General features: G+C 69.8%; 23 protein-coding genes, 1 tRNA gene and 1 pseudogene. 12 read left to right on the top strand and 13 right to left on the bottom strand.

Going from position 1 to position 24,656, the window contains the following annotated elements:
* Complete coding sequence (locus tag V8Z80_RS09045; protein ID WP_336061782.1) at positions 1–735, bottom strand: IclR family transcriptional regulator; 735 nt, start codon at positions 733–735, stop codon at positions 1–3.
* A 144-nt stretch (positions 736–879) separates the two neighbouring features.
* Between V8Z80_RS09045 and ppc the strand changes: the two genes are divergently transcribed.
* The 4 genes from ppc (at position 880) to V8Z80_RS09025 (ending at position 6,567) form a co-directional block, all read left to right on the top strand.
* Complete coding sequence (gene ppc, locus V8Z80_RS09040; RefSeq protein WP_336061781.1) at positions 880–3,735, top strand: phosphoenolpyruvate carboxylase; 2,856 nt, start codon at positions 880–882, stop codon at positions 3,733–3,735.
* A gap of 17 nt (positions 3,736–3,752) precedes the next feature.
* On the top strand, positions 3,753–5,012 hold the full coding sequence (gene kynU / locus V8Z80_RS09035) for a kynureninase (RefSeq protein ID WP_336061780.1): 1,260 nt from the start codon (positions 3,753–3,755) through the stop codon (positions 5,010–5,012).
* Positions 5,009–6,016 carry an Lnb N-terminal periplasmic domain-containing protein gene (locus V8Z80_RS09030; RefSeq protein WP_336061779.1) on the top strand — a complete coding sequence of 336 codons (1,008 nt, stop codon included), beginning with the start codon at positions 5,009–5,011 and terminating at the stop codon, positions 6,014–6,016. Before kynU ends, V8Z80_RS09030 begins: the two co-directional genes overlap by 4 nt.
* A gap of 92 nt (positions 6,017–6,108) precedes the next feature.
* A complete protein-coding gene (locus V8Z80_RS09025) occupies positions 6,109–6,567 on the top strand; it encodes a MarR family winged helix-turn-helix transcriptional regulator (protein ID WP_155193962.1) in 459 nt (152 codons plus the stop codon).
* Positions 6,568–6,607: 40 nt separating this feature from the next.
* Here V8Z80_RS09025 and V8Z80_RS09020 read toward each other — a convergent pair whose 3' ends face one another.
* Positions 6,608–8,113 carry a tripartite tricarboxylate transporter permease gene (locus V8Z80_RS09020; RefSeq protein ID WP_336061778.1) on the bottom strand — a complete coding sequence of 502 codons (1,506 nt, stop codon included), beginning with the start codon at positions 8,111–8,113 and terminating at the stop codon, positions 6,608–6,610.
* A gap of 271 nt (positions 8,114–8,384) precedes the next feature.
* Here V8Z80_RS09020 and V8Z80_RS09015 point away from each other — a divergent pair.
* Positions 8,385–9,128 (top strand): annotated as a pseudogene (locus V8Z80_RS09015) (YoaK family protein); the annotation flags it as partial.
* Positions 9,129–9,160: 32 nt separating this feature from the next.
* On the opposite strand, the gene V8Z80_RS09010 reads toward V8Z80_RS09015, so the two are convergent.
* The 9 genes from V8Z80_RS09010 to V8Z80_RS08970 all read right to left on the bottom strand — a co-directional run bounded on the left by V8Z80_RS09010 (position 9,161) and on the right by V8Z80_RS08970 (position 17,288).
* The gene (locus V8Z80_RS09010) at positions 9,161–9,508 is read right to left on the bottom strand and encodes a carboxymuconolactone decarboxylase family protein (RefSeq protein ID WP_336061777.1); all 348 of its coding nucleotides are present in this window, start codon (positions 9,506–9,508) and stop codon (positions 9,161–9,163) included.
* Between the two features lie 69 nt (positions 9,509–9,577).
* On the bottom strand, positions 9,578–10,156 hold the full coding sequence (locus V8Z80_RS09005; protein WP_336061776.1) for a cysteine dioxygenase: 579 nt from the start codon (positions 10,154–10,156) through the stop codon (positions 9,578–9,580).
* A gap of 17 nt (positions 10,157–10,173) precedes the next feature.
* The gene (gene purB / locus V8Z80_RS09000; protein ID WP_336061775.1) at positions 10,174–11,523 is read right to left on the bottom strand and encodes an adenylosuccinate lyase; all 1,350 of its coding nucleotides are present in this window, start codon (positions 11,521–11,523) and stop codon (positions 10,174–10,176) included.
* 8 nt (positions 11,524–11,531) lie between these two features.
* The gene (locus tag V8Z80_RS08995; RefSeq protein WP_336061774.1) at positions 11,532–12,944 is read right to left on the bottom strand and encodes an MmgE/PrpD family protein; all 1,413 of its coding nucleotides are present in this window, start codon (positions 12,942–12,944) and stop codon (positions 11,532–11,534) included.
* Positions 12,941–14,440, bottom strand: coding sequence for a tripartite tricarboxylate transporter permease (locus V8Z80_RS08990; protein ID WP_336061773.1), 1,500 nt, complete (start codon positions 14,438–14,440; stop codon positions 12,941–12,943). The genes V8Z80_RS08995 and V8Z80_RS08990 overlap by 4 nt, the downstream gene beginning before the upstream one ends.
* Positions 14,441–14,449: 9 nt before the next feature.
* Complete coding sequence (locus V8Z80_RS08985; protein WP_336061772.1) at positions 14,450–14,875, bottom strand: tripartite tricarboxylate transporter TctB family protein; 426 nt, start codon at positions 14,873–14,875, stop codon at positions 14,450–14,452.
* 52 nt (positions 14,876–14,927) lie between these two features.
* Positions 14,928–15,920 (bottom strand): tripartite tricarboxylate transporter substrate binding protein, encoded by a 993-nt coding sequence (locus tag V8Z80_RS08980; protein WP_336061771.1) that lies wholly within the window; start codon positions 15,918–15,920, stop codon positions 14,928–14,930.
* A gap of 287 nt (positions 15,921–16,207) precedes the next feature.
* Positions 16,208–16,284 (bottom strand) — tRNA-Pro (locus V8Z80_RS08975).
* A gap of 38 nt (positions 16,285–16,322) precedes the next feature.
* A complete protein-coding gene (locus tag V8Z80_RS08970) occupies positions 16,323–17,288 on the bottom strand; it encodes a polyprenyl synthetase family protein (protein WP_155196243.1) in 966 nt (321 codons plus the stop codon).
* Between the two features lie 332 nt (positions 17,289–17,620).
* Between V8Z80_RS08970 and rplU the strand changes: the two genes are divergently transcribed.
* From rplU to proB, 4 genes are all read left to right on the top strand, one after another.
* A complete protein-coding gene (rplU, locus tag V8Z80_RS08965; RefSeq protein ID WP_155196242.1) occupies positions 17,621–17,932 on the top strand; it encodes a 50S ribosomal protein L21 in 312 nt (103 codons plus the stop codon).
* 60 nt (positions 17,933–17,992) lie between these two features.
* A complete protein-coding gene (gene rpmA / locus V8Z80_RS08960; RefSeq protein WP_155196241.1) occupies positions 17,993–18,253 on the top strand; it encodes a 50S ribosomal protein L27 in 261 nt (86 codons plus the stop codon).
* Between the two features lie 72 nt (positions 18,254–18,325).
* Positions 18,326–19,450 carry a GTPase ObgE gene (gene obgE / locus V8Z80_RS08955; protein ID WP_336061770.1) on the top strand — a complete coding sequence of 375 codons (1,125 nt, stop codon included), beginning with the start codon at positions 18,326–18,328 and terminating at the stop codon, positions 19,448–19,450.
* Between the two features lie 32 nt (positions 19,451–19,482).
* Positions 19,483–20,643: a glutamate 5-kinase gene (gene proB / locus V8Z80_RS08950; protein ID WP_336061769.1), complete on the top strand. Its 1,161-nt coding sequence runs from the start codon at positions 19,483–19,485 to the stop codon at positions 20,641–20,643.
* Here proB and V8Z80_RS08945 read toward each other — a convergent pair.
* Positions 20,619–21,302: a hypothetical protein gene (locus V8Z80_RS08945; RefSeq protein ID WP_336061768.1), complete on the bottom strand. Its 684-nt coding sequence runs from the start codon at positions 21,300–21,302 to the stop codon at positions 20,619–20,621. The genes proB and V8Z80_RS08945 overlap by 25 nt on opposite strands.
* 140 nt (positions 21,303–21,442) lie before the next feature.
* Between V8Z80_RS08945 and V8Z80_RS08940 the strand changes: the two genes are divergently transcribed.
* Positions 21,443–21,976, top strand: coding sequence for a helix-turn-helix domain-containing protein (locus tag V8Z80_RS08940; protein ID WP_336061838.1), 534 nt, complete (start codon positions 21,443–21,445; stop codon positions 21,974–21,976).
* 26 nt (positions 21,977–22,002) lie between these two features.
* On the opposite strand, the gene V8Z80_RS08935 is transcribed toward V8Z80_RS08940, so the two are convergent.
* Positions 22,003–22,665, bottom strand: a complete 663-nt coding sequence (locus tag V8Z80_RS08935) for a SecDF P1 head subdomain-containing protein (RefSeq protein ID WP_336061767.1) — start codon at positions 22,663–22,665, stop codon at positions 22,003–22,005.
* A gap of 266 nt (positions 22,666–22,931) precedes the next feature.
* Here V8Z80_RS08935 and V8Z80_RS08930 point away from each other — a divergent pair, with 266 nt between their 5' ends.
* Positions 22,932–23,726, top strand: coding sequence for an MBL fold metallo-hydrolase (locus V8Z80_RS08930; RefSeq protein WP_155196235.1), 795 nt, complete (start codon positions 22,932–22,934; stop codon positions 23,724–23,726).
* Positions 23,723–24,463 carry a transporter substrate-binding domain-containing protein gene (locus tag V8Z80_RS08925; protein WP_155196234.1) on the top strand — a complete coding sequence of 247 codons (741 nt, stop codon included), beginning with the start codon at positions 23,723–23,725 and terminating at the stop codon, positions 24,461–24,463. Before V8Z80_RS08930 ends, V8Z80_RS08925 begins: the two co-directional genes overlap by 4 nt.
* Positions 24,464–24,656: the final 193 nt, after the last annotated feature.

Genomic DNA, 24,656 nt, shown 5'->3' with positions numbered 1-24,656 from the left:
CTAGCCCTGCTCCAGCGCGATGCACGCGGCCCGCAGCATCTTGGCGTAGGCCTGCTGGTTGGGCTCGATGCGGTAGACCGGCGCGCCGATCGAGATCGCGTAGGCCTCGCCCGAGAGCATCACCGGCCAGGCGATGGCCCCCACCTCGGCGATGGACTCGCCCAGGTTGCTGAACCAGCCGCGCTCGCGCGAGCGCGCCAGTTCGTCCTCCACCGCGTCGGGCTCGACCAGCGTGCGCTCGTTAAAGCGCGCCAAGGGCGCGGCGCGCAGCACGGCCTGCCGCTGCGCGGCGGGCAGGGTCGAGAGCAGGGCCTTGCCCAGCGAATTGGCGTGCACGGGCTTGAACTCGCCGGCCGTGGCGGTATAGCGGATGGTATGCGGCGAATCGAGCACCTGCAGGTACACCACCCGCATGTCCTGGGCCAGCTTGGCGAACACCACGGTCTCCTGCGTGACCTCGCGCAGCTCTAGCAGGCTGGGATAGACACGGTCGAGCACCGGGTCGTTGCGGGCGATCTGCTGGGCCATAGCCAGCAGCCGGCTGGTGGGGTAATAGCCGTTGCGCCGGCCGATCTCGTACAGGTAGCCCAGCTCGGACAGCGTGCGGATCAGCGCCAGGCAGCTGGAGACCGGCGCCTGCAGCAGCCGCGCCAGCTCGGACAGGGACAGCGGCCGCTTCTCGCGCGCGTACACCTCGATGATCTCGATGACTCGCAGGGCCGTCTTGACGCTCATGGAATGTCCGGCGAAATGGGGATGCCTATTGTAGATCGGCGCCCGCGCCGCTCATCGAGAAAAACCCGCAGCGGCAGTCGCCGGCCGCCCGGGAAAACCTGCAATACTTGAGCCATCCCGATGCTGATTTCATGGAGCCCTGCCTTGAGCCAAGTCCGTGCGCCGCAACAACAAGAAGAATCCAGCCGCGAGGCGATCCGCCTGCTGGGCCGCCTGCTGGGCGACGTGATCCGCCAGAGCGCCGGCAAGCCAGTCTACGAAACCATCGAGACGCTGCGCCGCTCGGCCGTGCGCTTTCGGCGCGAGGGCAACGCCGCGGACGGACGGCGCATGCAGCGCCTGGTCAAGCGCCTGGCCGGCACGGACGCCAACTCGGTGGCGCGGGCCTTCAGCTATTTCCTGCACCTGGCCAACATCGCCGAAGACCACGAGCAGAACAAGCAGCAGCGCGCCCATGTCCTGGCCGGCGGCACGCCCCAGCGCGGCAGCGTGGCCAGCGCGGTGCAGACGCTCAAGACCCACGGCGTGAGCGGGGCGCGCATCAAGAAACTGCTCGAACAGGCCTCGGTGGTGCCGGTGCTGACCGCCCATCCCACCGAGGTGCAGCGCAAGAGCACGCTGGACCTGCATCGCCAGATCGCCCAGGCCCTGGCACGGCGCGACACCGAACTGAGCGGGCAGGAGCGCCACGAGGTCGAGCTGGAGCTGCTCGGGCGCGTGGCCACGCTCTGGCAGACCCGCATGCTGCGCTACACCCGCCTGACCGTGGCCGACGAGATCGACAACGCCCTGTCCTACTACCGCAGCACCTTCCTGCAGGAGATCCCGCGCCTGTACGGCGAACTGGCGCGGCTGGTCGAGCGCGAGCCGCGCTCGCCTTTCGCCGCCCCGCCCGCCCCGTTGCCGCCGTTCTTTCGCATGGGCAGCTGGATAGGGGGCGATCGCGACGGCAATCCCAACGTCGATGCCGGCACGCTGGAGCAGGCCTTGCTGCGCCAGGCCACCGTGCTGTTCGAGCATTACCTGCAAGAGGTGCATGCGCTGGGCGCCGAACTGTCCATCACCACCTTGCTGATCGGCGCCTCGCCCGAACTGGACCGGCTGGCCGAGGCCGGCGGCGACGATTCCCCGCATCGCAGCGACGAGCCCTACCGGCGCGCTCTGGTCGGCATGTACGGCCGGCTGGCCGCCACGGCGCAGCGCCTGACCGGCCAGCCGCTGCATCGGCGTCCCGTGCGCGGCGATGCGCGCCCCTACGGCACGCCGGACGAGTTCGCCGCCGACCTGGCCGTGCTGGCCGACTCGCTCAGCCGCAACCACGGCGCGCCGGTGGCGCGGCTGCGCCTGTCGGGCCTGCAGCAGTCGGTGCAGGTGTTCGGCTTTCACCTGGCCACGCTGGACCTGCGGCAAAGCTCGGACGTGCACGAGCGCACGCTGGCCGAGCTGTTTGCCCGCGCCGGCGTGCTGCACGAGGGCAGGCCGCTGGACTACGCGGCGCTGGACGAGCAGGCGCGCGTGGCGCTGCTGCGCAGCGAGCTGGCGCAAGGCCGCCCGCTGGCCTCGCCCTGGATCGAGTATTCCGAAGAAACACGCCGCGAACTGGCGGTGCTGCGCGCGGCCGCCTCGGGGCGCGCCCGCTATGGCGAGGCGGCCGTGCAGCAGGTCATCGTCTCGCATACGGAAACCCTGAGCGACCTGCTCGAGGTGCTGGTGCTGCAAAAGGAAGCCGGCCTGATCGTGCCGCCCGCGCCGGGCCAGGCCGGGGCGGGCGCCGGCGGCCTGATGGTGGTGCCGCTGTTCGAGACCATCCCCGACCTGGAAAACGGCCCGGCCATCATGGCGCGCTTTCTGGCCCTGCCCGAGGTGCGCCAGCGCATCGCCCGGGAGCAGGCCGGCGTGCAGGAGGTCATGCTGGGCTATTCGGACAGCAACAAGGACGGCGGCTTTCTCACCTCGAACTGGTCGCTGTACAAGGCCGAACGCGCCATGGTCGAGGTGTTCCGCAAGCAGGGCGTGCGGCTGCGCCTGTTCCACGGCCGCGGCGGCACCGTGGGGCGCGGCGGCGGCTCGAGCTTCGACGCCATCCTGGCGCAGCCTCCGGGCACGGTGGCCGGCCAGATCCGCCTGACCGAGCAGGGCGAGGTGATCCAGAGCAAGTACAAGGACGCCGACGTGGGCCGGCGCCACCTCGAGCTGCTGGTGGCCGCCACGCTGGAGGCCAGCCTGGCCCCGCAGGCGCGCGCGGCCAGCCAGGAGGACGCCCACATGGCCCACTACGGCCAGGCCATGTCGCTGCTGTCCGAGCATGCGCAAAAGACCTATCGCGCGCTGGTCTACGACACCCCGGGCTTTGCGCAGTATTTCTTCGCCTCCACGCCCATCGCCGAGATCGCCGGCCTGAACATCGGCTCGCGCCCGGCCTCGCGCAAGCCCGGCCAGCGCATCGAGGACCTGCGCGCCATCCCCTGGGGCTTCTCGTGGTCGCAATGCCGGCTGCTGCTGCCGGGCTGGTACGGCGTGGGCTCGGCCATCGAGGCCTACCTGGCCGAGGGCGGGCCCGGCGCGCCGCGCAGCCAGCGCGCGCGCCTGGCCCAGCTGCGCGACATGGCGCGCGAGTGGCCGTTCTTCCGCACCCTGCTGTCCAACATGGAAATGGTGCTGGCCAAGACCGACCTGGCCATCGCCGCCCGCTATGCCGAGCTGGTCCCGCAAAAGGCGCTGCGCGGGCGCATCTTCGGCACGATCAGCCAGGAACACGCGCGCACGCTGGCGGCGCTCGGGCAGATCACCCAGCGCGCGCTGCTGGCCGACAACCCGGTGCTGGCCGCCTCGCTGCGCGAGCGCTTCGCCTACATCGATCCGCTCAACGCGCTGCAGGTCGAAGTGCTGCGGCGCCACCGGGCCGGCGCCAGGCGCCAGGGCGGGGGCGACGAGCGCATCCAGCGGGCCGTGCACCTGACCATCAACGGCATCGCGGCCGGACTGCGCAACTCGGGCTGAACGCAAGGCGCCGCACCATGCAAGCAAGGCCCTCGCCCCGCCTGCAGGACTGCCGGCAATGCGACCGGCAGGATCCGCTGGCGCCGCTGCGCGAACGTTTTGCGCTGGACCGGGCCGAGATCTATCTGAACGGCAATTCGCTGGGGCCGCAGCCGGTGGCCGCGGCCGGGCGCATGCGCCGCGCCGTCGAGCAGGAATGGGGCCGGGACCTGGGACGCAGCTGGACACGGGCCGGCTGGAGCGACCTGCCCCGCCGGCTGGGCGCGCGCATCGCGCCGCTGATCGGGGCCGGCCCGGACGAGGTGGTGGTGGCCGACTCGACGTCCGTCAACCTCTACAAGGTGCTCTGCGCCGCCGCGCATCGCGCCCGCCAGGCCGGGCGCCTGCGCATCCTGGCCGAGGCCGGCGGCTTTCCCTCGGACCTGTACATCGCCCGCAGCGTGGCCGAGCAGCATGGCATGACGCTCTCGTTCATCGACCCGCGGCCGCTGGCGGCGCAGATGCCGGCCGATGCGGGCATCGTGCTGCTCAGCCACGTCGATTACCGCAGCGGCCGCCTGCGCGACCTGGCCGCCGATACCGCGGCCGCGCATGCCGGCGGCGCGCTCGCGGTCTGGGACCTGGCCCACTCGGCCGGCGTGGTGCCAGTGGCGCTCAAGGCCGCCGGCGCCGACTACGCCGTAGGCTGCTCGTACAAATACCTCAATGGCGGGCCGGGCGCGCCGGCCTTCGTGTGGGCGCACCCGCGCCACGTCGGGCAGGACAGGCAGCCGCTATGGGGCTGGCGGGGACACGCGGACCCTTACGGCTACCTGCCCGACTACGTGCCGGCCGCCGATATCGGGCGCTACCAGGCCGGCATGCCGCCGCTGCTGTCCATGACGGCGCTGGCCTGCGGCCTGGACATCTACGAACAGGCCGAACCCCTGGGCGGCCTGGCGCAGCTGCGCCGCAAATCGCTGGCGCTGTCCGGGCTGTTCATGGCCTGCGTCGATCCGCATGCCCAGGCGCTGGGCCTGACGCGGCTCACCCCCGCCGAGCCGGCGCAGCGCGGCGCCCAGCTCAGCTACCGCGTGGCGCAGGGCGGCCCGGCCATCGTGGCGGCGCTGGCCGGGCAAGGCGTGCTGGCCGATTGCCGGGCGCCGGACGTGCTGCGCTTTGCCTTCGCGCCGCTGTACCTGCGCCATGAGGACGCCTGGCACGCCGCGCAGCGCCTGCTGCAGGTGCTGCGCGGCGGCCTGTGGCGCGAGCCGCGTTTTGGGGCGGGCGCTCCATGATGCAGCAGGCGCTGCTCTGGCTGGCCTGCGGGGCCGGCATGCTGGCGGCCGGCTGGGGCGCCGCCGCGCTGGCCCACCAGTGCCCCGGCCCGCGCGCGTTGCGGCGCTGGGCGGCCGCCTTGTGGCTGGCGGCCGCGCTCACCCTCGTCCTGCTTGCCGGCTCCACTGGCCGGCTGTACTGGCTCTCTGCCTATGCCGTGGCCCTGGCCGCCCTGTTCGGCTGGTGGAGCGAGCTGGCCCCGTCGAACCGGCGCGACTGGGCCGAAGAGGTGGCCCGCATGGTCACCGGCCGCGTGCACGACGGACAGGTCACGCTGCACAACGTGCGCAACTTCCAATGGCGGGCGCGCCACGACTACCAGGCCCGCTGGGAAACCCGCCAGTACGACCTGCACGCCCTGCGCACGGTCGACCTGCTCGCCTCGCACTGGATGGGGCCGGCCATCGCGCACACCCTGGTCTCCTTCGGTTTCGCCGACGGCCGGCACCTGGTGTTCTCGGTGGAGATCCGCCGCGAACGGCACGAGGCCTTCTCGCCAGTGGGCGGATTCTTCAAGCAGTACGAGGCCTGCATCGTGGCGGCGGACGAACGCGACATCGTGCGGGTGCGCACCAACATCCGCCGCGAGGACGTCTACCTCTACCGCGTGCACATGCCGGCCGACACCATGCGTTCGCTGTTCCTGGCCTATGTGGAGCAGGCCAACCGGCTGGCGCATACGCCGCGCTTCTACCATACGCTGACCGCCAACTGCACCACCATCGTCTATCACATGGCGCGGCGCCTGGTGCGCGGCCTGCCGCTGAACTGGCGCCTGGTGCTTTCGGGCTACCTGCCCGGCTACCTGCACCGGCTGGGCGCCCTGGAGCCGGGCTGGGAACTGCACGCACTGCGCGCGGCCGGATACCTCAACCCCAGGGCACAGGCGGCCGACCAGGCCGAGGATTTCCCGGCCCGCATCCGCGCGGGCGTGCCCGGCCACGAGCCGGCGGCGGCGCGCTAGCGGCCGCCATCGCGCCTGCGCCGGCACGCGCAGCCGGCGGGCCGTCCCGGCGCGACGCCGTACAATCGCCGTGTAAGTCCACCGGTACCGCCATGGCAGACAGCGACCCGCAACTCCCGCCTCCCCCCGTGCCCGCGCCGCAGCGTGTCCCGCGCAAGGCCGACTTCGTGGCGCTATCGAACCTGCGCTACGAGCTGCGCAAGTTCCTCGCCTTCAGCGAGGCGGCCGCCGCGGCCAACGGGCTCACGCCCCAGCAGCACCAGGTGCTGCTGGCCATCAAGGGCTCGCCCGATGACCGGCTGACGGTGGGCGAGATCGCCGAACGCATGCTGCTGCGCCATCACAGCGCGGGCGAACTGGTCGGCCGGCTCGAACGCATGGGCCTGGTCGCGCGCGAGCACGACACCCGCGACCGGCGCCGCGTCAACATCCGCGTCACGGCGCTGGCCGAGCAACGGCTGCGCTACCTGTCGGGCGCGCACCTGGACGAACTGAGCGCCACCGGCCCGCTGCTGCGCACCCTGCTCGATCATTTCGTCAACCGCGACTGAACCGGGCCGGGCGCTTGCGCGCCGAGCAGGACGGCCTGGCTCAGTCCTCCTCCACGAAGGCCTCTTCGCGCTTGCTCCGGACCGAGGGCAGCGCCACCAGCACGACCAGCACCGCGGCCGCGCCCAGCAGCGAGGCCGACAGCGGGCGGTCGATGAAGGTGGTGAACTCGCCGCGCGAGAGCAGCAGCGCCCGGCGGAAGTTCTCCTCCATCATGGGGCCCAGCACCAGGCCCAGCAGCAGCGGCGCGCCTTCGCACTTGAGCTTGGCCCAGATGTAGCCCACCACCCCGAATATCGCCATGACGTAGATGTCGAAGACGTTGTAGTTCAAGGAATACACGCCGATGGTGCAGAACACCAGGATGGCCGGGAACAGGATGCGGTAAGGCACCTTCAGCAGCTTGACCCAGATGCCGATCAGCGGCAGGTTCAGCACCACCAGCATCAGGTTGCCGATCCACATCGAGGCGATCAGGCCCCAGAACAGCTCCGGGTGGCTGCTCATGACCTGCGGCCCCGGCTGGATGTTGTGGATGGTCATGGCCCCGACCATCAGCGCCATCACGGCGTTGCCCGGGATGCCCAGCGTCAGCAGCGGGATGAACGAGGCCTGCGCGCCGGCGTTGTTGGCCGACTCGGGGCCCGCCAGGCCGGCCGGATGGCCCTTGCCGAAGCGCTCGGGCGTCTTGGACAGCTTCTTCTCCAGCGTATAGGACGAGAACGAGGACAGCACCGCGCCGCCGCCGGGCAGCAGCCCCAGCATGCAGCCCAGGCCCGTGCCGCGGACCATGGCGGGCGCGGCCTCCTTGAACTCCTGCCTGCTCGGATACAGCGAGCCGACCTTGTCGTTGACCTGGACGCGGTTCTCGCGCTGCTCCAGGTTGCTCATGATCTCGGCCAGGCCGAACACGCCCATGGCCACGATGCCGAAATCGATGCCGTCCTGCAGCTCGGGGATGCCGAAATCGTAGCGGGCCACGCCCGAGTTCACGTCGGTGCCCACCATGCCCAGCAGCAGGCCGATCAGGATCATGCCCACCGCCTTGGGCACCGAGCCCGAGGCCAGCACCACCGCGCCGATCAGGCCCAGCACCATCAGCGAGAAATACTCGGCCGGGCCGAACTTGAAGGCGATCTCGGCCAGCGGGGGCGCGAACGCCGCGATCATCAGGGTGGCCACCGAACCGGCGAAGAACGAGCCGATGGCCGCCAGCGCCAGCGCCGCGCCGGCGCGTCCGTTCTTGGCCATCTGGTGGCCGTCCAGCGTGGTTACCACCGCCGCCGTCTCGCCCGGCAGGTTGACCAGGATGGCCGTGGTCGAGCCGCCGTACTGCGTGCCGTAGTAGATGCCGGCCAGCATGATCAGGCCCGCGATCGGCGGCAGCACGTAGGTGATGGGCAGCAGCATGGCGATGGTCGGCACCGGGCCCAGGCCCGGCAGCACGCCCACCAGCGTGCCCAGGATGCAACCGAGCAGCGCGTAGATGAGGTTTTCCGGGGTGAACGCCACAGAAAACCCCAGCATCAAGTTGTCGAACAGCTCCATGGACGGCCTCTTGGAAAGCAAACCGAAAGGATCGTATCACGATGGATTTTCGACAAATAACCCGGGTTTACGCTGATAAATCATGATATATCCCGGATAATTACATCGTTCCAAGACGGTAAACAAAGGAAAACTCCCCGCCGGCCCGTCTTTATTCTTTCATTTTTCTTTCATTCGATCGCGCCAACCGGCCAGGCGCGGGATACCGTCGGGCCGCCCACCCGGCGTACCATGCGAAAGCCGGCGCCTTTTGCGGCGGCCGCCGATCGTCATGCCTATTCCCTACCTGCGCAGCCTTACCGCCCTGGAACGATCGCCTCGCGCCAACGTCCAGCTGGCCTGCTACCTGACGTTCACGGCGGGCGCGGTCAATGCGGGCGGGTTCCTGGCGGTGCACACCTACACCTCCCATATGTCGGGCATCGTCTCGGCCATGGCCGATCACCTGGTGCTGGGCGGCACGGCGCTGGTGGCGCAAGGCCTGGCGGCGCTGGCCGCCTTCCTGGCGGGCGCGGCCTGCTGCGCCCTGCTGGTGGGCTTCGGGCGCCGGGCGCGGCTGCGCAGCGGCTACGCCCTGCCGCTGCTGTGCGAGGCCGCCCTGCTGCTGTGCTTCGGCGTGCTGGGGGCCAACCTGGGCGAGCACCGCTGGCTGTCGGTGTCGGTCACGGTCATGCTGCTGTGCTTCATCATGGGCCTGCAGAACGCCATGATCGCCGCGGTATCGGGCTCGCAGATCCGCACCACGCACATCACCGGCATGGTCACCGACGCGGGCATGGAGCTGGGCAAGCTGTTCTACTGGAACGTCAAGCGCACGGACGATCCGGCCCTGGTGGTGCGCGCCGACCGCAGCCGGCTGCGCCTGCTTGCCACCCAGATGTCGCTGTTCTTCCTGGGTGGGGTGATCGGCGCCTATAGCTTTCAGCACCTGGGCTTCGGCTCGACCCTGCCGCTGGCGGCCGCGCTCTTTTTATTGGCGGTGGTGCCCATCGCCGACGACATCCTGGAGCGGCTGCGGCCCTCGGCATAGGGCCGCAGCCGCCGGCGCTATGCCTGGCCTTCGAACTGGTCGAAAGCCTCCAGCGCCCGCGCCGAATACACATAGGCCGCCCCGGCATTGAGCGCGATGGCCGTGCCCAGCGCCTCGGCCACCTCCTCGATGGTGGCCCCGGCCTTGCGCGCCGCGGCCGAGTGCGAGGAAATGCAGCCGTCGCAGCGCGTGGTCACCGCCACGGCCAGCGCGATCAGCTCGCGCGTCTTGGCGTCCAGCGCCTTGCCCTGCCCCAGCGCCTCGTTCAGGCCGCGGTAGGCCGAGGCCACGGGCGGGTTCTTCTCGGCCAGCTTGCCGCCCGCCTTGCGCAAGTTGCTCAGGGTTTCGGGCCAGTTGTTCATCATGCTTGCTCTCCTTCGGTCAAAAAAACGGGGTTGCGCGCCGCCGCGGGCGCGGCACGGTCCGGCTGTCCCTCATGCCGCCCACAGGTTGGGCGTGGCCGCATTGGAATATCCGGAGACGAACTCCTTGCGCTGGCCCGTCTGCGCGTCATAGACGCTGCGCCGGATGCGGCCGATGTTGCCCCCATACAGGTGGATGCTGATGGAGACCCTGTCGTCATAGGCGTTGCTCACCCGGTGTATGTCGCCGATGGCCGGCGATACGAAGGCCACCTGGCCCGGCTCCAGCCGCTTGGCTTGGCCCTCGGGCTGCGCGCCGGCCGGCGTGATGCGATAGGCCTGGTCCACTTCGGCGCCGCGCAGCATGCCGATCACCCCCCACACCGTGTGGTCGTGCACCGGCGTCTGCTGGCCCGGCCCCCAGACGAAGCTGACCAGGGAAAAGCGATCCAGCGGATCGCCGTACAGCAGGTACTGCCTGTAATACTGCGGATGGGGCTGCGCCATCTCCTCGGGCAGCCAGTCGTCCCGCTCGACCAGCCCCGCCACGATCCGCCCAGCCTGCTCCAGGATCTGCGGCTCGTCCAGCCCCTGGCGCTCGGCCAGCCGGCTCAGGGACGCCACCGCGTTCAACAACTTCTCGTTTGCCACCGCCTTGCCTCCTTCGTTCAATCCAGCGGGTTCGCCAGCACCTGGTCCACGAATGCGCCGGCATGCCCCACATAGCCGTGCGGCGCCAGCATCCGGTCGATCTGCGCCTCGCTCAGGCGCGCCGACACGTCGGGATGGCGCATCAGCGCGTCCTTGAGCGAGCCGCCGTTCTCGAAAACGTCCATGCAGATGCCATAGACGATCTCGTGCGCCTCCTGCCGGCCCAGCGCCTCGCTCAGGCCCATCATCACCGCCTCGGACATGAGCAGGCCGTTCTGCGCGTACAGGTTGCGCTCCATGTTCTGCGTGCGCACGCTCAGCCCGCCCGTCACGAAGACCATTTTCTGGATCGCCGCATGGGTCATGGCGAACACCCTGCCAATGTACTCGCGCTCGGCCTGCAGCACGACCTTGTCGCGCTCATGGTCGGCGACGATGCCTTCGATGGCCAGCGGCACGGTGGCGCGCACCAGCCGGTTGACGGCGATCACCCCCTCGCACACGGGCGGGTTGCGCTTGTGCGGCATGGTGCTGCTGCCCACCTTGCCCAGGGCGAAAGGCTCCTCCAGCTCGGCGGTCTCGGTCTTCTGCAGGCTGAAGACTTCGTGCGCGATCTTGCCGGCGGTGCCGCAGGCGATGGCCAGCACCGAAATCAGCTCGGCCACGTTATCGCGCGAGGTATGCCAGGTGATGGCCGGGCAGCCCAGGCCCAGCTCCTCGAACAGGCGCTGCTGCACCGCCATGCCGGCCTCGCCCAGGGCGGCCAGCGTGCCCACCGCGCCGGAGAACTGGCCCACCAGCACGCGCTCGCGCATCTGGCGCAGGCGCTGGGCGTTGCGCCGCAGCTCCTCGGCCCAGCCCGCGGCCTTGAAGCCGAAGGTAATGGGCAAGGCGTGCTGGCCGTGGCTGCGCCCCACCATGACCTGGTCCCGGTACCTGGCCGCCAGCGCGCACACGTTCTCGAAGAGCTTGCGGTAGGACGCATCGATCTCGTCCAGGGCCTCGCGCACCTGCAGGATCGTGCCGGTATCCATGATGTCCTGGGTGGTGGCGCCCCAATGGATGTACTCGCCCGCATCGCCTTCGCAAACCTGCTTCATGGCGCGCAGCAGCGGCACGATGGGATGGGCGGTGCGGTCCATCTCGGCCTTGAGCGCCGGCAGGTCGATGTTCCGGACCTGGCTGCGCCGCTGTATCTCGGCGGCCGCGGCCGCCGGGATGATGCCCATTTCCCCCTGCACCTTGGCCAGCGCGGCCTCCACGTCCAGCCAGCGCTGCACCGTGTTCTCGTCGCTGAAGATCCTGCGCATCGCCTCGGTGCCGAACTGGTCCCGAAACAGCACGCTGTCGATGACATATGCTCCCATTTTTTCCCTCATGCTCCTGCTTGGTGGTGATCTTGCGCCCGGTTTGCGCGCGCCTGGCCCAGCCATCGGCGGTAGTCGCGCATCCAGCGCGGGAAATCGCCGCAGCCGCCGATCTCGAGCAAGCGGGCGTGCAGCGCGCAGACGTCCCGCCCCTCGAAGCCGGCTTCCTGCAGCAGCACGCCGCTCTTGGCCAGCAGCCGCTGCTGCTGCGCCTGCAGGTCCGCCTGCGGACGGCTGGCATCGTGCACCGACGTCCTGCGCTCGCCCGAGCGGGTCTCGATCTCCACGCGCGCGTTGGCCCGCGCCAGCGCCGGGTCCCCGTGCACGCTGACCAGCTCGCGCCAGGCCGCGATCTGCGGATCGGCCAGGGCCGGCGGCAGGAACGACGCATGGGCCGCGGTGTCGCGGCCGGCCAGGGCCAGGGCGACGGTATGGCGCACGCTGAACTTGGCCTGCGGCTCGGTCCTTGGCGTCTGGATGTTGCACACATCGAGATATTGCGGCTCGACATACACCCGCACGGCCGCCACCGAGGCCCTGTCGATGGGCGCCAGGGCCCGGGCCGCGTCGATCGGCGCCTGCGTGCCATAGCACGAGGCGTGGTACTTGAAGACGATGTCACGCACGCACCAGTGCCCCGGCTGCCGCATGGCCGCGTCCTCGGCAAGCTGCCGGGCATACAGGGACGGGAAGCCGTCCTGCCCGTCCAGGATGGACGGCGCGGCCGCAAAGCCGGTACGGGCCAGGCTGGCGGCGAACAGGCCGTTGGCCGCCGCGCGGCCGGCCTGCAGGGGCTTGGCCGGCGTGCCGAAGACGGCCCGCAGCCCGCCCGCCATGGTCGCCACGATGCCAAAGGCGTGGCGCTGCGCCGCCTCGTCCAGGCGGCACAGCGCGCCCACGGCCGCCGCGGCCCCGAAGCTGCCCAGCGTGGCGGTGTTGTGCCAGCCCTGCCGGTAATGGCTCTCGCCCATGTGTGCGGCCAGGCGCGATTGCACCTGCACGCCGGCAACGAAGGCCGCGAGCAGGTCCGCGCCGCTGGCGCCGCTGTGCTCGCCCCAGGCCAGGATGGCCGGCCACAAGGGCACGGACGGATGCACGCGCGACTTCAGGTGGGCATCGTCGAAATCCAGCACATGCCCGGCCAGGCCGTTGACCAGCGCCGCGGCCTCCAGCCCCGTGCGCTCGCCCGAGCCCAGCAATGTGGCCACGCCGGGCGGCAGCTGCGGCGCGGCCAGGCACTGCCGCAACTGCTGCACCGGCTGCGCCTGCCAGGAGGCCAGCACCAGCGTGAACCAGTCCAGCAGGCAATGCCGCGCGATGGCCAGGGTGTCCGCGGGCAGGGTCTGCGCATCGACCGACAGCGCGCAGCGCGCCAGCGCGCCGGTCAGCCCGTGGGCCTCGGGCGGGTTCGCCGGGCTCATGCCGTCCCCTTGGCCGCGGGCGGCTGGCCGGGCGGCCGCTTGCGGCGCAGCAAGGGCACGACGAAGGACAGCAGCGCCAGGCCCAGCAGCACGACCGTGATCGGATGGCTCAGGAAAATGCCGTGATCGCCCTCGGCGATGATCAGGGCGCGCCGGTAATTGGTCTCGGCCATCGGCACCAGCACCAGGGCCAGCACGATGGGCGCCAGCGGGATGCCCACCTTGCGCAGCACGTAGCCGATCAGCCCGAAGACCAGCGTCACGTAGACCGGGAACATGGCGTTTTGCGAGGCGTAGGCGCCCACCACGGATATCCCGACGATGATGGCCGCCAGCAGGGAATTGGGCACGCGCACCACCTGCACCCAAAGCCGCGCGCCGAGCAGGCCCACCACGACCATCAGCGGCACGCCGATAAGCAGCGAGGCAAAGATCGAATAGGGAATCTCGGGATTGCGCACGAACAGCAGCGGGCCGGGCTGGATGCCCTGGATCATCAGGGCCCCGATCAGGATGGCCGCCGTCGCCGAGCCCGGGATGCCCAGCGCCAGCAAGGGCGCCAGCGACCCCGTCACGGCCGAGTTGTTGGCCGCCTCCGAGGCGGCCACGCCTTGCGGGTTGCCCTGGCCGAAGGTCTCGGGCGACCTGGATACGCGCTTGGCTTCGTTGTAGGCGATCAGGCTGGCGATGGAGGCGCCCGCGCCCGGAATCACGCCCACGATGTAGCCGATGCCGGTGCTGCGCAGGATGCAGCCCCAGATGCCGCGGTAGCGGGCGAACGATATCTTCAGCACGTTGCCCATCTGCATGGCCTTGGCGCTCGCGGCGCTGCCCTCCATCATGACCAGCGCTTCGGAGATCGCATAGAGCCCGAGCAGCGCCGGCACCAGGGGGATGCCCTCGAACAGGTCCGGCGTGAAGGCAAAGCGCGGCACGCCGCTTTCCGGGTCCATGCCGACCACGGCGAACAGCACGCCGATGCACAAGGCCAGCAGGCCGCGCGCGACCGAACCGCCGCCCAGGCTGCTGACCAGGCTCAGCCCGAACAGCGCCAGCGCGCAATACTCGGTGGGGCCGAACCGCAGGGCGAACTCCGATAGGGGCACCGCCGTGCAGATGAGCAGCAGCGCCCCCACGAAGGCCGCCGCGCCCGAGCTGATGATGGACACGTGCAGCGCAAAGCCCGCCTCGCCCTTCCTGGCCATGGGATAGCCGTCCCACGAGGTGGCGACCGCGGCGGCGGTGCCCGGCGTGTTGAGCATGATGGCGGTAATGGCGCCGCCGTACTCGGCCGCCACGTACAGGCCCACCAGCGCCACCATGGCCACCACGGGATCGACCCCGTAGGTGAAAGGCACCAGCAGGGCCACCCCCAGGCTGGGGCCCAGTCCCGGCATGGCGCCCACCACGTAGCCGACGATGGTGGCGAACAAAAGCGCCAGCAGCACCTCGGCCTGGAGGACCAGGCCAAATCCTGCAGTCAGGTCTGCAATCATCGCGTTCTCTCAGGGAAACTGCACGTCCAGCAGCCAGTCGAAGCAGACGTAGACAAAGGCCAGGTAACCGATCGTGCAAGCCAGCACCCTGGCCGCACGGCGTTCGCCCCCGGCCAGCATCAGCAGCGGAAAGGCGGCCAGCGAGCTCAGGTAGAAACCCGCGTGCGGCATGAGCAGCACGTACGAGGCGATCAACAGCAGGCCGCAGGCCACGCTGCGGGGCCGACCCACCTGCACCTGTTCGCCTTGGCCCCCCGCCCTGGCAAACAGGTACACGCCGCAGGCCATGCCCAGCACGGCGGCCAGCAGCGGCACCTGCCCGGGCCCGACGTCCACCGGGCTGAACGCCGGCGGCAGGGACAGCGCCATCCACGCCGCCCAGCCGAACGCCAGCACGCAGGCCAGCGCCAGCAGCCGGGCCGACTTGTGGCGCAAAGGCGCAGCCCCTGCGGCCGCGCGCGCGGCGCCATCGAGGACGAAGCCGCCGTCATTTCGCCACTCCCAGCCGTTCGAGCCAGCCGTAGGCGATCTTGTCCATCTGCTCGATGAAGGCCGGATATTCATCCGGCCCCTTGTCCCCGGCGACCTGCGCCGTGGTTTCCATGTACTTGCGGAACGCGGGATCCTGCATCGCCTTGAAGAAGCCGTCGGCCAGCTTGCGCTGGATGTCGATGGGGATGTCCTTGCTGCCGTACAGGCCCCGGATCTGCTTCCAGGCCGTATCCACCGGATAGCCCGCCTCGGCGTAGGTGGGCGTATCGGGAAACTCGCGGGCCCGCTGGTCGTCCAGTATGCCCAGCACACGCACCCGCCCCGCCTGCTCGAACTGCAGCGCCGGCCCCGGGTTGGTATTGACCGCGTCGATGTGCTTGCCCAGCACCGCCGTCATGGCCTGCGGCCCGCCGTCGTAGCCCACCCAGGTGAAATGCATGCCGCTTTTTTCGGCCAGCATGTTGAAGGCGATGTTGTGCGCCGCGCCCACGGTGCCGAAGCCGCCCACCTTCAAGGCCTGGCCCTCGCGCTTGCCCGCCTCGACCAGGTCGGCCAGCGTCTTGTAGGGGCTGTCGGCGGGCACCACCGTGATGTAGGGATCGAGCTGGCTGAGCAGGATCCACGAGAAGTCCTGCCAGCGGTACACGCCCTTCAGGTTGGTGCGCATGGCCGTCAGGTGCGAGGCGGTGTTCACGCCCACCGTATAGCCGTCGGGCCGCGAGGCCTTGAGCAGGGCCATTTGCGTGGCCCCGCTGCCGCCGGGACGGTTGACCACCACCACCGGCTGGCCAAACACCGGCTCGGCCGCCTTGGCCAGTTCGCGCGCGAAGATGTCGGTGGACGAACCCGGTCCCGTATGGACCACGATGGTGATGGGCTTGCTGGGAAAGTCGTCGGCGGCCAGGACCGCCGCGGGCAGCCCGGCGCTTGCGGCGGCCCATGCCGCGGCGCCCAGGCCCTTGATCGCCTGCCTGCGCAATCTGTTCATGTCTCGCTCCTTTTTCTCATTATTTAGGATCTTCGTCCTAAATTTAGTGAAAAAATGGTACGAAGCCAGCGCGCCGATGTCAACAGCGGGCCGGCCGATGCAGGGTTAACCACGAGGCCGGCCGGGCCGGCCGTGCGCCCGCGCGCAGGCGCCCGGGCGCACGCAGCGCGCGGCGGAACAGGAAAAACGGAGGAGGGAAAACAAAAACGGCGCCAGCAACAAAGGCTGGCGCCGTTTTTCTCGGGCTTGGGCGCGCGGCGCTTGCCGCGCATCCGACCAAACGAATTTGGTCGGGGCGAGAGGATTCGAACCTCCGACTCCTGCGTCCCGAACGCAGTACTCTACCAGGCTGAGCTACGCCCCGATGTCTTTGCAGACGCTTTGCGCAACGCGCATATCGGCTTACCGATCACGCTCTACTGCGAAAGCGCAAAATTCTAGCAGGGATTTCGAATATTCGGAAATCGGGTAGCTGGACAAGGCCTGGCGGGCCGCCTGGGCCTCGGCCACCGCGCAGCGCCGGGCGTGCTCGAGCGCGTCGGTGGCCCGGATCGCCTGCGCCACCGCCTCGAAGTCGGCCTGGCCGGTCTCGATGGCCCCGCGGATCAAGGCGCGCTGCTCGGGCGTGCCCACTTCCATCACGCGGATCAGCGGCAGGGTCGGCTTGCCTTCGCGCAGGTCATCGCCCACGTTCTTGCCCAGCGCCGCCGCATCGCCGCTGTAGTCCAGCACGTCGTCGATGAGCTGGAACGCCGTGCCGATGTGCCGCCCATAGGCGGCGGCGGCGGCCTCCTGCTCGGCCGTGGCGCCGGCCAGGACGGCACCCACCTGCGCGGCGGCCTCGAACAGCTTGGCGGTCTTGTAGCGCACCACCTGCAGGTAGCGCGGCTCGGACACCTCGGGATCGTGCACGTTCAGCAGCTGCAGCACCTCGCCCTCGGCGATGACGGTGGTCGCGCCCGACAGGATGGCCATGATGCGCATCGAATCGGCCTCGACCATCATTTCGAAGGCGCGCGAGTACAGGTAATCGCCCACCAGCACGCTGGCGGCGTTGCCGAACACCGCATTGGCGGTGCTGCGCCCGCGCCGCAGGTCCGACTCGTCCACCACGTCGTCGTGCAGCAGGGTGGCGGTGTGGATGAACTCGACCACCGCCGCCAGCAGGTGGTGGCGCTCGCCCCGGTAGCCCAGCGCCTTGGCGATCATCAGCAGCAGGGCCGGCCGCATGCGCTTGCCGCCCGCGCCGACGATGTAGTCGCCTATCGTGCGGATGAGCACCACTTCGGAATCGAGCCGGGCACGGATCACGGCATCGACGGACTTCATGTCCTGGGCAACGGGGGCAAGCAGGTCAGGCAGGTTCAAGACGGATCCGGTATCGAAAGAGGCGCGCAAGAACGGCGGGCCGGGCGCGGGAAGCCGCCCCCGGGCAGCCGGCGCGGCGCCGCGGACGGCGAAAAAAGACCGCCGGCTGGCGGTGGGCGGGCCACGCGGCCTGCGCCCGGCGGCGGCAGCGCGATGCGTGGCGGCAACACGGCGATTATAAGGGGACGCGTATCCCGCCCCGGCCAGCCAAATTCTGTTTGACTATCAATGGGTTGCAGGATAGAATCTTTGGTTTGGCGCTTTTGGGCCAAAAAAGCGCGCCGGGCATGCGGCCCTTGGCGCGCGTTCTTTGAACATACAGAGGTTATCCCATGTACGCGGTCATAAAAACCGGCGGCAAGCAATATCGCGTTGCCGCAGGCCAAAAACTCAAGATCGAACAGATACCGGCAGACATCGGGCAAGAAATCACCCTGGACCAGGTCCTGTCCGTGGGCGAAGGCGACACGCTGAAGGTTGGCGCGCCTCTCGTCTCGGGCGCCGCGGTCAAGGTCACCGTTCTTGCGCATGGACGCCACGACAAGGTCAAGATCTTCAAGATGCGTCGTCGCAAGCACTACCAGAAGCGTCAAGGCCACCGTCAGAACTACACCGAGATCCGCATCGACGCGATCACGGCGTAAGCACTGTTCGTCACTCTCAGCCAACATATTTTGGCTCGCAAGAGCCGATAGGAGCTAAACATGGCACAGAAAAAGGGCGGCGGCTCAACCCGCAACGGCCGTGACTCAGAAGCCAAACGACTTGGCGTCAAGGTCTTCGGCGGCCAATCGATCCTGGCCGGCGGCATCATCGTGCGCCAGCGCGGCACGCGCTTTCATCCCGGCCTGAACGTCGGCGTGGGCAAGGACCACACGCTGTACGCGCTGGCCGAAGGCAAGGTGCAGTTCGGCGTGAAGGGCAAGCTCAACAAGCAGACCGTCTCGGTCATCGCTGCAGAGTAAGCCTCTCGCACAGCCCCAAAAGCCCTGCCCGGCCGGCAGGGCTTTTTTTCTTTCGCCACCAGGAACACTCCCATGAAATTCGTCGACGAAGCCACCATCGAAGTCATCGCCGGCAAAGGCGGCAACGGCGTGGCCAGCTTTCGCCGCGAAAAATTCATCCCCTTCGGCGGCCCTGACGGCGGCGACGGCGGACGCGGCGGCAGCATCTACGCCGTGGCCGACCGCAACATCAATACACTGGTCGATTTCCGCTATGCGCGCCTGCACCGCGCCAAGAACGGCGAGAACGGCCGCGGCTCGGACCAGTACGGCGCCGCCGCGCCGGACATCGTGCTGCGCGTGCCGGTGGGCACGGTCGTGCACGACGCCGACACCGGCGAGGTCCTGTTCGACCTGGACCGCCACGGCCAGAAGGTCACCCTGGCCGCCGGCGGCCAGGGCGGGCTGGGCAACCTGCATTTCAAGTCCAGCACCAACCGCGCACCGCGCCAGTTCACCCACGGCAAGGAAGGAGAACAGCGCCGCCTGCGCCTGGAGCTCAAGGTGCTGGCCGACGTGGGCCTGCTGGGCCTGCCCAATGCCGGCAAATCCACCTTCATCGCCCGCGTTTCCAACGCGCGGCCCAAGATCGCCGACTACCCCTTCACCACCCTGCACCCGAACCTGGGCGTGGTACGCACCTCCGAATCGCGCAGCTTCGTGGTGGCCGACATCCCCGGCCTGATCGAGGGCGCTTCCGAGGGCGCGGGCCTGGGCCACCAGTTCCTGCGCCACCTGGCGCGCACGCGCGTGCTGCTGCACCTGGTGGATGTGTCCTCGCCCGATCCGGATGCCGATCCGGTGCCGCAGGCCGTGCAGGACGCCCGCGCCATCGCCGAGGAGCTGCGCCGCTACGATCCCACGCTGTACGACAAGCCGCGCTGGCTGGTGCTCAACAAGCTGGACATGGTGCCGGACCCGCAGGCGCTGGCCCGGCGCTTCGTGGCCGCCTACGGCTGGCAGGGCCCGGTGTATGTCATCTCGGCGCTGACCGGCGAAGGCACGCGCGAGCTGCTGTTCGACCTGCAGGACGCGCTGGACGCGGCCCGCACGCGCGAGCAGCAGGCCCAGGACCGCGCCGACGGCACCTACGTGGCGGACGATCCGCGTTTCGACGAAACGCGCAGCGACGCCGAGCCGCCGCCCGATCGGTCATAATCGCAGTCCGCCGTTTTCGCCGCAGCCCTGGTATGTCCGCCCACGCCGCTTCCGCCGTCTCCGTCGTCGCCCCCGCCAGCCGCCTGGTGGTCAAGGTGGGTTCGTCCCTGGTCACGAACGAAGGGCGCGGGCTCGATCACCATGCCCTGGCGCATTGGGCCGGGCAGATCGCCGCCTTGCGCCAGCAGGGCAAGCAGGTGGTGCTGGTCTCCAGCGGCGCCGTGGCCGAGGGCATGGCGCGCCTGGGCTGGCCGCGCCGGCCGGCTGCCATGCACGAGCTGCAGGCCGCCGCCGCCGTCGGCCAGATGGGTCTGGCCCAGGCCTACGAGGCAGCTTTCGCGCAGTTCGGGCTGCGCACCGCGCAAATCCTGCTCACGCACGAGGACATGGCCGACCGCACGCGCTACCTGAACGCGCGCTCGACCCTGTTCACCTTGCTGCGCCTGGGCGTGGTGCCCATCGTCAACGAGAACGACACGGTGGTCACCGACGAGATCCGCCTGGGCGACAACGACACGCTCGGGGCGCTGGTGACCAACCTGATCGAGGCCGACGCCCTGGTCATCCTGACCGACCAGCGCGGCCTGTACGACTCGGATCCGCGCAAGAACCCGCAGGCGCAGTTCGTCTCGCACGCGCAAGCCGGCGATCCGCGGCTAGAGGCCATGGCCGGCGGCGCCGGCAGCAACGTGGGCACCGGCGGCATGCTGACCAAGATCCTGGCCGCCAAGCGCGCAGCCGGCAGCGGCGCGCATACCGTGGTGGCCTCGGGCCGCGAGCACAACGTGCTGGTGCGGCTGTCGCAAGGCGAATGCATCGGCACCGAGCTGCAGGCGGTGCTGCCGGTGCGCGCCGCCCGCAAGCAATGGCTGGTCGATCACCTGCGCCTGCGCGGCAGGCTGGTGCTCGATGCCGGCGCGGTGCGCGCGCTGACGCAAGAAGGCAAGAGCCTGCTGCCCATCGGCGTGCTGGCTGCCGAAGGCGAGTTCTCGCGCGGCGACGTGGTGGCCTGCGTGGACGAACAGGGCCGCGAATGTGCGCGCGGGCTGGCGAACTACCCGGCCGCCGATACGCGCCGCATCCTGCGCAAGCCCTCGGCGCAGATCGCCGCCATACTGGGCCACATGTCCGAGCCCGAGCTGGTGCACCGCGACAACCTGGTGGTGCTTCAAGCCTCGCCGGTAAAGGTATAGCCCCAGCCGCGTATGGTGCGCACCGGCAGGTGCACGCCCAGGCGCGCCGCCTTGCTGCGCAGTCGGCTGACCGTCATGTCCATGTGCCGGGGCACCTGCCCCGAAACATCCGGCTCGCGCCGTATGCAGGCTTGCGGCGCGCTCAGCAGCGCCCGCATGAACTCGCGCTCGGCCGCGCTCAGCGCCAGCCGGGTGCCGTCCGGGCACAGCAGGCTCCAGCCGTCGTCGGCCAGCTCCCAGGCCGGCGTATCCGCGACCGGGTCGGGCAGCAGGCTGGCGCCCATCCGGCGCGCCAGCGCCTGCAGCTGCGCGGCCAGCTCGCCGGCTTGCAGGTCGCCGTTCAGGCAGACATCGGCCCCGTGCTGCAGGACCTCCATGCGCTGCTCCACGCCGGCATAGTGGCCCACCGCGACGATGCCGGCCGAGACGCGCCGCACGCGCAGGTCGCGGCAGATGCGCGCCAGCACATGGGGCGCGTCGGCCAGCACGACCAGGGGCACGCCGGCCTGCTCCACGTATTGGCGCGCCTGGGCCAGGGATTCGGCCCAGCCGGCGCCCACCCCGGCATCCTGCAGGGCCGAGACGGTGGCATGGCGAAACTGGACATCGGAAGAAAAGACTAGGACGGCGCTTTCATCGCCAGGACCGGTGACGGTCATGCGTGGACCTCGAACTCGTGACAAACACCTTCGTGTTGAATCCTAGCAAGTTCCTGGGCAGCTGTGCGAGCGGCGACCGGGCTGGTGCCGTTAATAAAGAAAACCTTAGTTTTCAGTTGCTTGACTGCGTGCCAGCGCACATGCCAGGCCCCGCCTGGGGCGAGGCCGGGCCATTTCATCACAAAAGTGATGAACGCGTAACCACCAAAGTGATTGAAAGTATGTATTCAATCACGGATGTGAATACTTTTGGCGAACGACTCCGGTATGCACGCATGCAACGTGCATTGACACAGCAGCGCCTGGCGCAGCTGAGCCGCGTCTCGCAAAGCGCCATCGGCAACTACGAAAGCGGCTTGCGCACCTCCAGCCGCTCGCTGCTGCGCCTGGCCAAGGTGCTGGGCGTCAATCCCGCCTGGCTGGAAACCGGCCAGCTGCCGATGGAGCCCACCGGGCCCGCGCAGCTGGTGCTGCGCGATGAGGTCCAGCCCGACAGCCCGCCGCAGCCGGCCGACTGGCTGTTTACCGAGGAAGACCACGCCCGCTACTTGGCGCTGGACGCCCACGACCGGCAGTTCCTGCGCCAGGCGGTGCGTTCGCTGATGCAGACCTTGCAGGCCGAGCGCCAGCAGGCCGCGGCGGCCAAGCCCGCGGCCAAGCGGCGCAAACGCTGACGCCGCGCCGCCGGCGGGCCCTTGCCCTACATCCGCGGGGGGGCCGTGCCGCCGGGTTCGCCCTGCCCGGACTGGGCCGGCACGGCCGGCGCGGGCGCGGCGGCCGGGGCTGCCTCGCCACCGGGCGCGGGCCCGGCGCTGGACGGGTCGTCGCCGCGGATGGCCGCGGCGATTTCGGCCGCCGCCTGCGCGTTGGGCGTGGCAAAGGCCAGCACGCCGCGGTCCAGCGGCTCGGCGATGCGCGGCGCGGCGATCAGCTCGCGGTCTACCACCAGCGCCAGGCGCTGGCCGACGTTGCGGCTGCTGACCTCGGTCAGCTTGCGGGCGCCCGCTTCGGTAAAGCGCAAGCCCACGAAATTCTGTCCCGCCTGGTCCACCATGGCGGCGGCCTCGGCCAGGTCATCGCGCGTGAGCGCGGGCGTGCGCTGCACGTAGAGCGAGCCGTCGCGCAGCGGCACTTCCATCAGGGCCGGATCGGCCTCGGTCTGGGCAATGTAGAAGGCCACGCTGGGCGCGGCGGCCTGGGCCGGATCGACGGCGCCAGGGGCTAGCTGCCCGGGCTGGGACGCGCTGGCTGCAGGCGGCGCGCCTTCCGTCTGCGACGCAGTCTTGTCGCCGCTCGTCTGGCAACCGGCCAGGACGAAGGCCAGGGCAGCCAGGGGCGCGACGGTACGGGCGGATATCTGCATGAAAGTCTCCTGCTTGTAAAAACAATGCCCCCGCGCCGCGCCTGACGGCTGGCCAGCCCCCGAAGCGGGACCGCCATGCCGTGGGCAGCCCGGCGGCAACCCTGCGCGGCGGCATGACGCCGCGCTGTCGGGACAGTGTACCGGCGCACCGGCTGCCGCACGCGTGTGGGGGCGTAGGCGCATACGACCGGATGTAACGGCGCGGCGCGTTTCTTGCATCCCGTTTCTTGTACGCTTATGGACCATTTCCTTGCAGGGGGCCGACGATGCGAGTCGACGTATTGATCCAGGGCTATCCGGGCCGCGCCGTGTGCCACGGCGCCTTGGGCTGGAGCACCATCGCGCTGCTGCGCGGCGCGGGCCGCACCGCCCTCATCGACGTGGGCGCCTTCGGCGTGCGCGCGCCGCTGCTCAAGCAATTGCGCGCCCACGGCGTCGAGCCCGACCAGGTCACCGACGTGGTGCTGACCCATGCGCACTTCGACCACGCCGTGAACTTCACGCTGTTTCCCCGCGCCACCGTCTGGATCGGCCAGGACGAACTGCAATGGGCCGCCGCGCAGCCGCCCGGTTTCGACCCCCTGCCCGAACTGTACGTGCGCGAGCTGGCGCAATCGCCGCGCGTGCGGCGCATCCAGGCCGGCGACGCCGTGCTGCCGGGCCTGCAGGCCCTGGCCGCCCCGGGCCATACGCCCGGGCACCTGCTGTTCTACCTGGACGGCCAGGCCGGCGACGTGCTGTTCACGGGCGACGCCGCCAAGAACCGCGCCGAACTGCTGGGCATGGACGTGGCCGACACGCTGGACCGCGCCGCCAGCCGCGCCAGCCTGCAAGCCATCTGGGACTTGTGGCGCCGGCGGCCGGGCACGCTGCTGGTGCCCGGCCACGACCTGTCCATGCAACTGGACGCCCGGGGCCAGCCCGAATACGTGGGCGAGCGGCACGCCGGCATCCACGCCTGGTTCGGCGAGTCGCTCGAAACCGCCACGCCCATCGACCTGTGCTGCGGCCCGCAGGCCGGACTGATTTCCCGCCACATCCAACCGGAGACACCGAAATGACCGACACCCCCGACACGCTGCGCCGGGCCTTCGCCCCGCAAGGCCGCCTGCGCGCTTCCATCAACGTGGGCAACCCCATCCTGGCGCGCCGCGCCGAAGGGGGCGCACTGCCTGCGGCCGGCGTCTCGGTCGACCTGGCGCAAGCCCTGGCGCAAGCGCTGGACCTGCCGCTGGAGCTGGTGGTCTTGGACAGCGCCGGCGAATCGGTGCAAGCCGTCTCGACCGAGGCGGCCGACGTCGGCTTCTTTGCCGTGGACCCGCAACGCGGCGAACGCATCGCCTTTACCGCGCCCTACGTGCTGATCGAAGGCTGCTATCTGGTGCGCGAGCAGTCCGCCCTGCGCAGCCAGGACGAAGTCGACCGCCCCGGCACGCGCGTGATGGTGGGCAAGGGCAGCGCCTACGACCTGTACCTGAGCCGCAGCCTGCAGCAGGCCCAGATCCTGCGCGCGCCCACCTCGCCAGCCGTGGTGCAGACCTTCCTGGACGAAGGCGCGGACGTGGCGGCCGGTGTCAAGCAGCAGTTGCAGGCCGACGCCCAGCGCCTGGGCGGCCTGCGCCTGCTGCCCGGCAGCTTCATGCAGATCCGCCAGGCCATGGGCATGCCCAAGTCGCGCGGCGAGGCCGCGGCGGCGTACCTGCGGGATTTCGTCGAGCGCATGAAGCGCGAGCAGGTGGGGATGGCGCTGCAGCGACATGGAATACAGGGGGCGGAGGTGGCGCCGGCTGGGGATTGAGTGCGCTGACGGCCCTCGTCTTGCTTGGGGAGACCGCTGCCCTGCCTGGAGAGACCGCTGCCTGACGGCCGGCGTGTGATCGCAACACCGCCGGCAGCCTGGTTCTTCTTGCCTGCTTGCCCCACGCCGGTTGAAAAGAGAAAGATCTTGCGGGGCCGTTCGCCAGGGGTTGCGCAGGCAACCCCTGACGAAC

This window comes from Orrella sp. JC864 (genome assembly GCF_037026685.1).
Classification (GTDB): Bacteria; Pseudomonadota; Gammaproteobacteria; order Burkholderiales; family Burkholderiaceae_B; genus Orrella.
Note: the sequence above shows the minus strand (reverse complement) of the source record. Positions and strands in the feature narration are given on the sequence as shown.

Coding starts and splice junctions, on each gene's coding strand:
- rplU (WP_155196242.1), top strand. CDS start 17,621: ATGTACGCGGTCATAAAAACCGGCGGCAAGCAATATCGCGTTGCCGCA.
- V8Z80_RS09030 (WP_336061779.1), top strand. CDS start 5,009: ATGATGCAGCAGGCGCTGCTCTGGCTGGCCTGCGGGGCCGGCATGCTG.
- V8Z80_RS09025 (WP_155193962.1), top strand. CDS start 6,109: ATGGCAGACAGCGACCCGCAACTCCCGCCTCCCCCCGTGCCCGCGCCG.
- V8Z80_RS08945 (WP_336061768.1), bottom strand. CDS start 21,302: ATGACCGTCACCGGTCCTGGCGATGAAAGCGCCGTCCTAGTCTTTTCT.
- purB (WP_336061775.1), bottom strand. CDS start 11,523: ATGGGAGCATATGTCATCGACAGCGTGCTGTTTCGGGACCAGTTCGGC.
- V8Z80_RS08935 (WP_336061767.1), bottom strand. CDS start 22,665: ATGCAGATATCCGCCCGTACCGTCGCGCCCCTGGCTGCCCTGGCCTTC.
- kynU (WP_336061780.1), top strand. CDS start 3,753: ATGCAAGCAAGGCCCTCGCCCCGCCTGCAGGACTGCCGGCAATGCGAC.
- V8Z80_RS08925 (WP_155196234.1), top strand. CDS start 23,723: ATGACCGACACCCCCGACACGCTGCGCCGGGCCTTCGCCCCGCAAGGC.
- proB (WP_336061769.1), top strand. CDS start 19,483: ATGTCCGCCCACGCCGCTTCCGCCGTCTCCGTCGTCGCCCCCGCCAGC.
- V8Z80_RS09045 (WP_336061782.1), bottom strand. CDS start 735: ATGAGCGTCAAGACGGCCCTGCGAGTCATCGAGATCATCGAGGTGTAC.
- obgE (WP_336061770.1), top strand. CDS start 18,326: ATGAAATTCGTCGACGAAGCCACCATCGAAGTCATCGCCGGCAAAGGC.
- V8Z80_RS08930 (WP_155196235.1), top strand. CDS start 22,932: ATGCGAGTCGACGTATTGATCCAGGGCTATCCGGGCCGCGCCGTGTGC.
- V8Z80_RS09010 (WP_336061777.1), bottom strand. CDS start 9,508: ATGATGAACAACTGGCCCGAAACCCTGAGCAACTTGCGCAAGGCGGGC.
- V8Z80_RS08995 (WP_336061774.1), bottom strand. CDS start 12,944: ATGAGCCCGGCGAACCCGCCCGAGGCCCACGGGCTGACCGGCGCGCTG.
- V8Z80_RS08940 (WP_336061838.1), top strand. CDS start 21,443: ATGCCAGGCCCCGCCTGGGGCGAGGCCGGGCCATTTCATCACAAAAGT.
- V8Z80_RS08990 (WP_336061773.1), bottom strand. CDS start 14,440: ATGATTGCAGACCTGACTGCAGGATTTGGCCTGGTCCTCCAGGCCGAG.
- V8Z80_RS08980 (WP_336061771.1), bottom strand. CDS start 15,920: ATGAACAGATTGCGCAGGCAGGCGATCAAGGGCCTGGGCGCCGCGGCA.
- rpmA (WP_155196241.1), top strand. CDS start 17,993: ATGGCACAGAAAAAGGGCGGCGGCTCAACCCGCAACGGCCGTGACTCA.
- V8Z80_RS09020 (WP_336061778.1), bottom strand. CDS start 8,113: ATGGAGCTGTTCGACAACTTGATGCTGGGGTTTTCTGTGGCGTTCACC.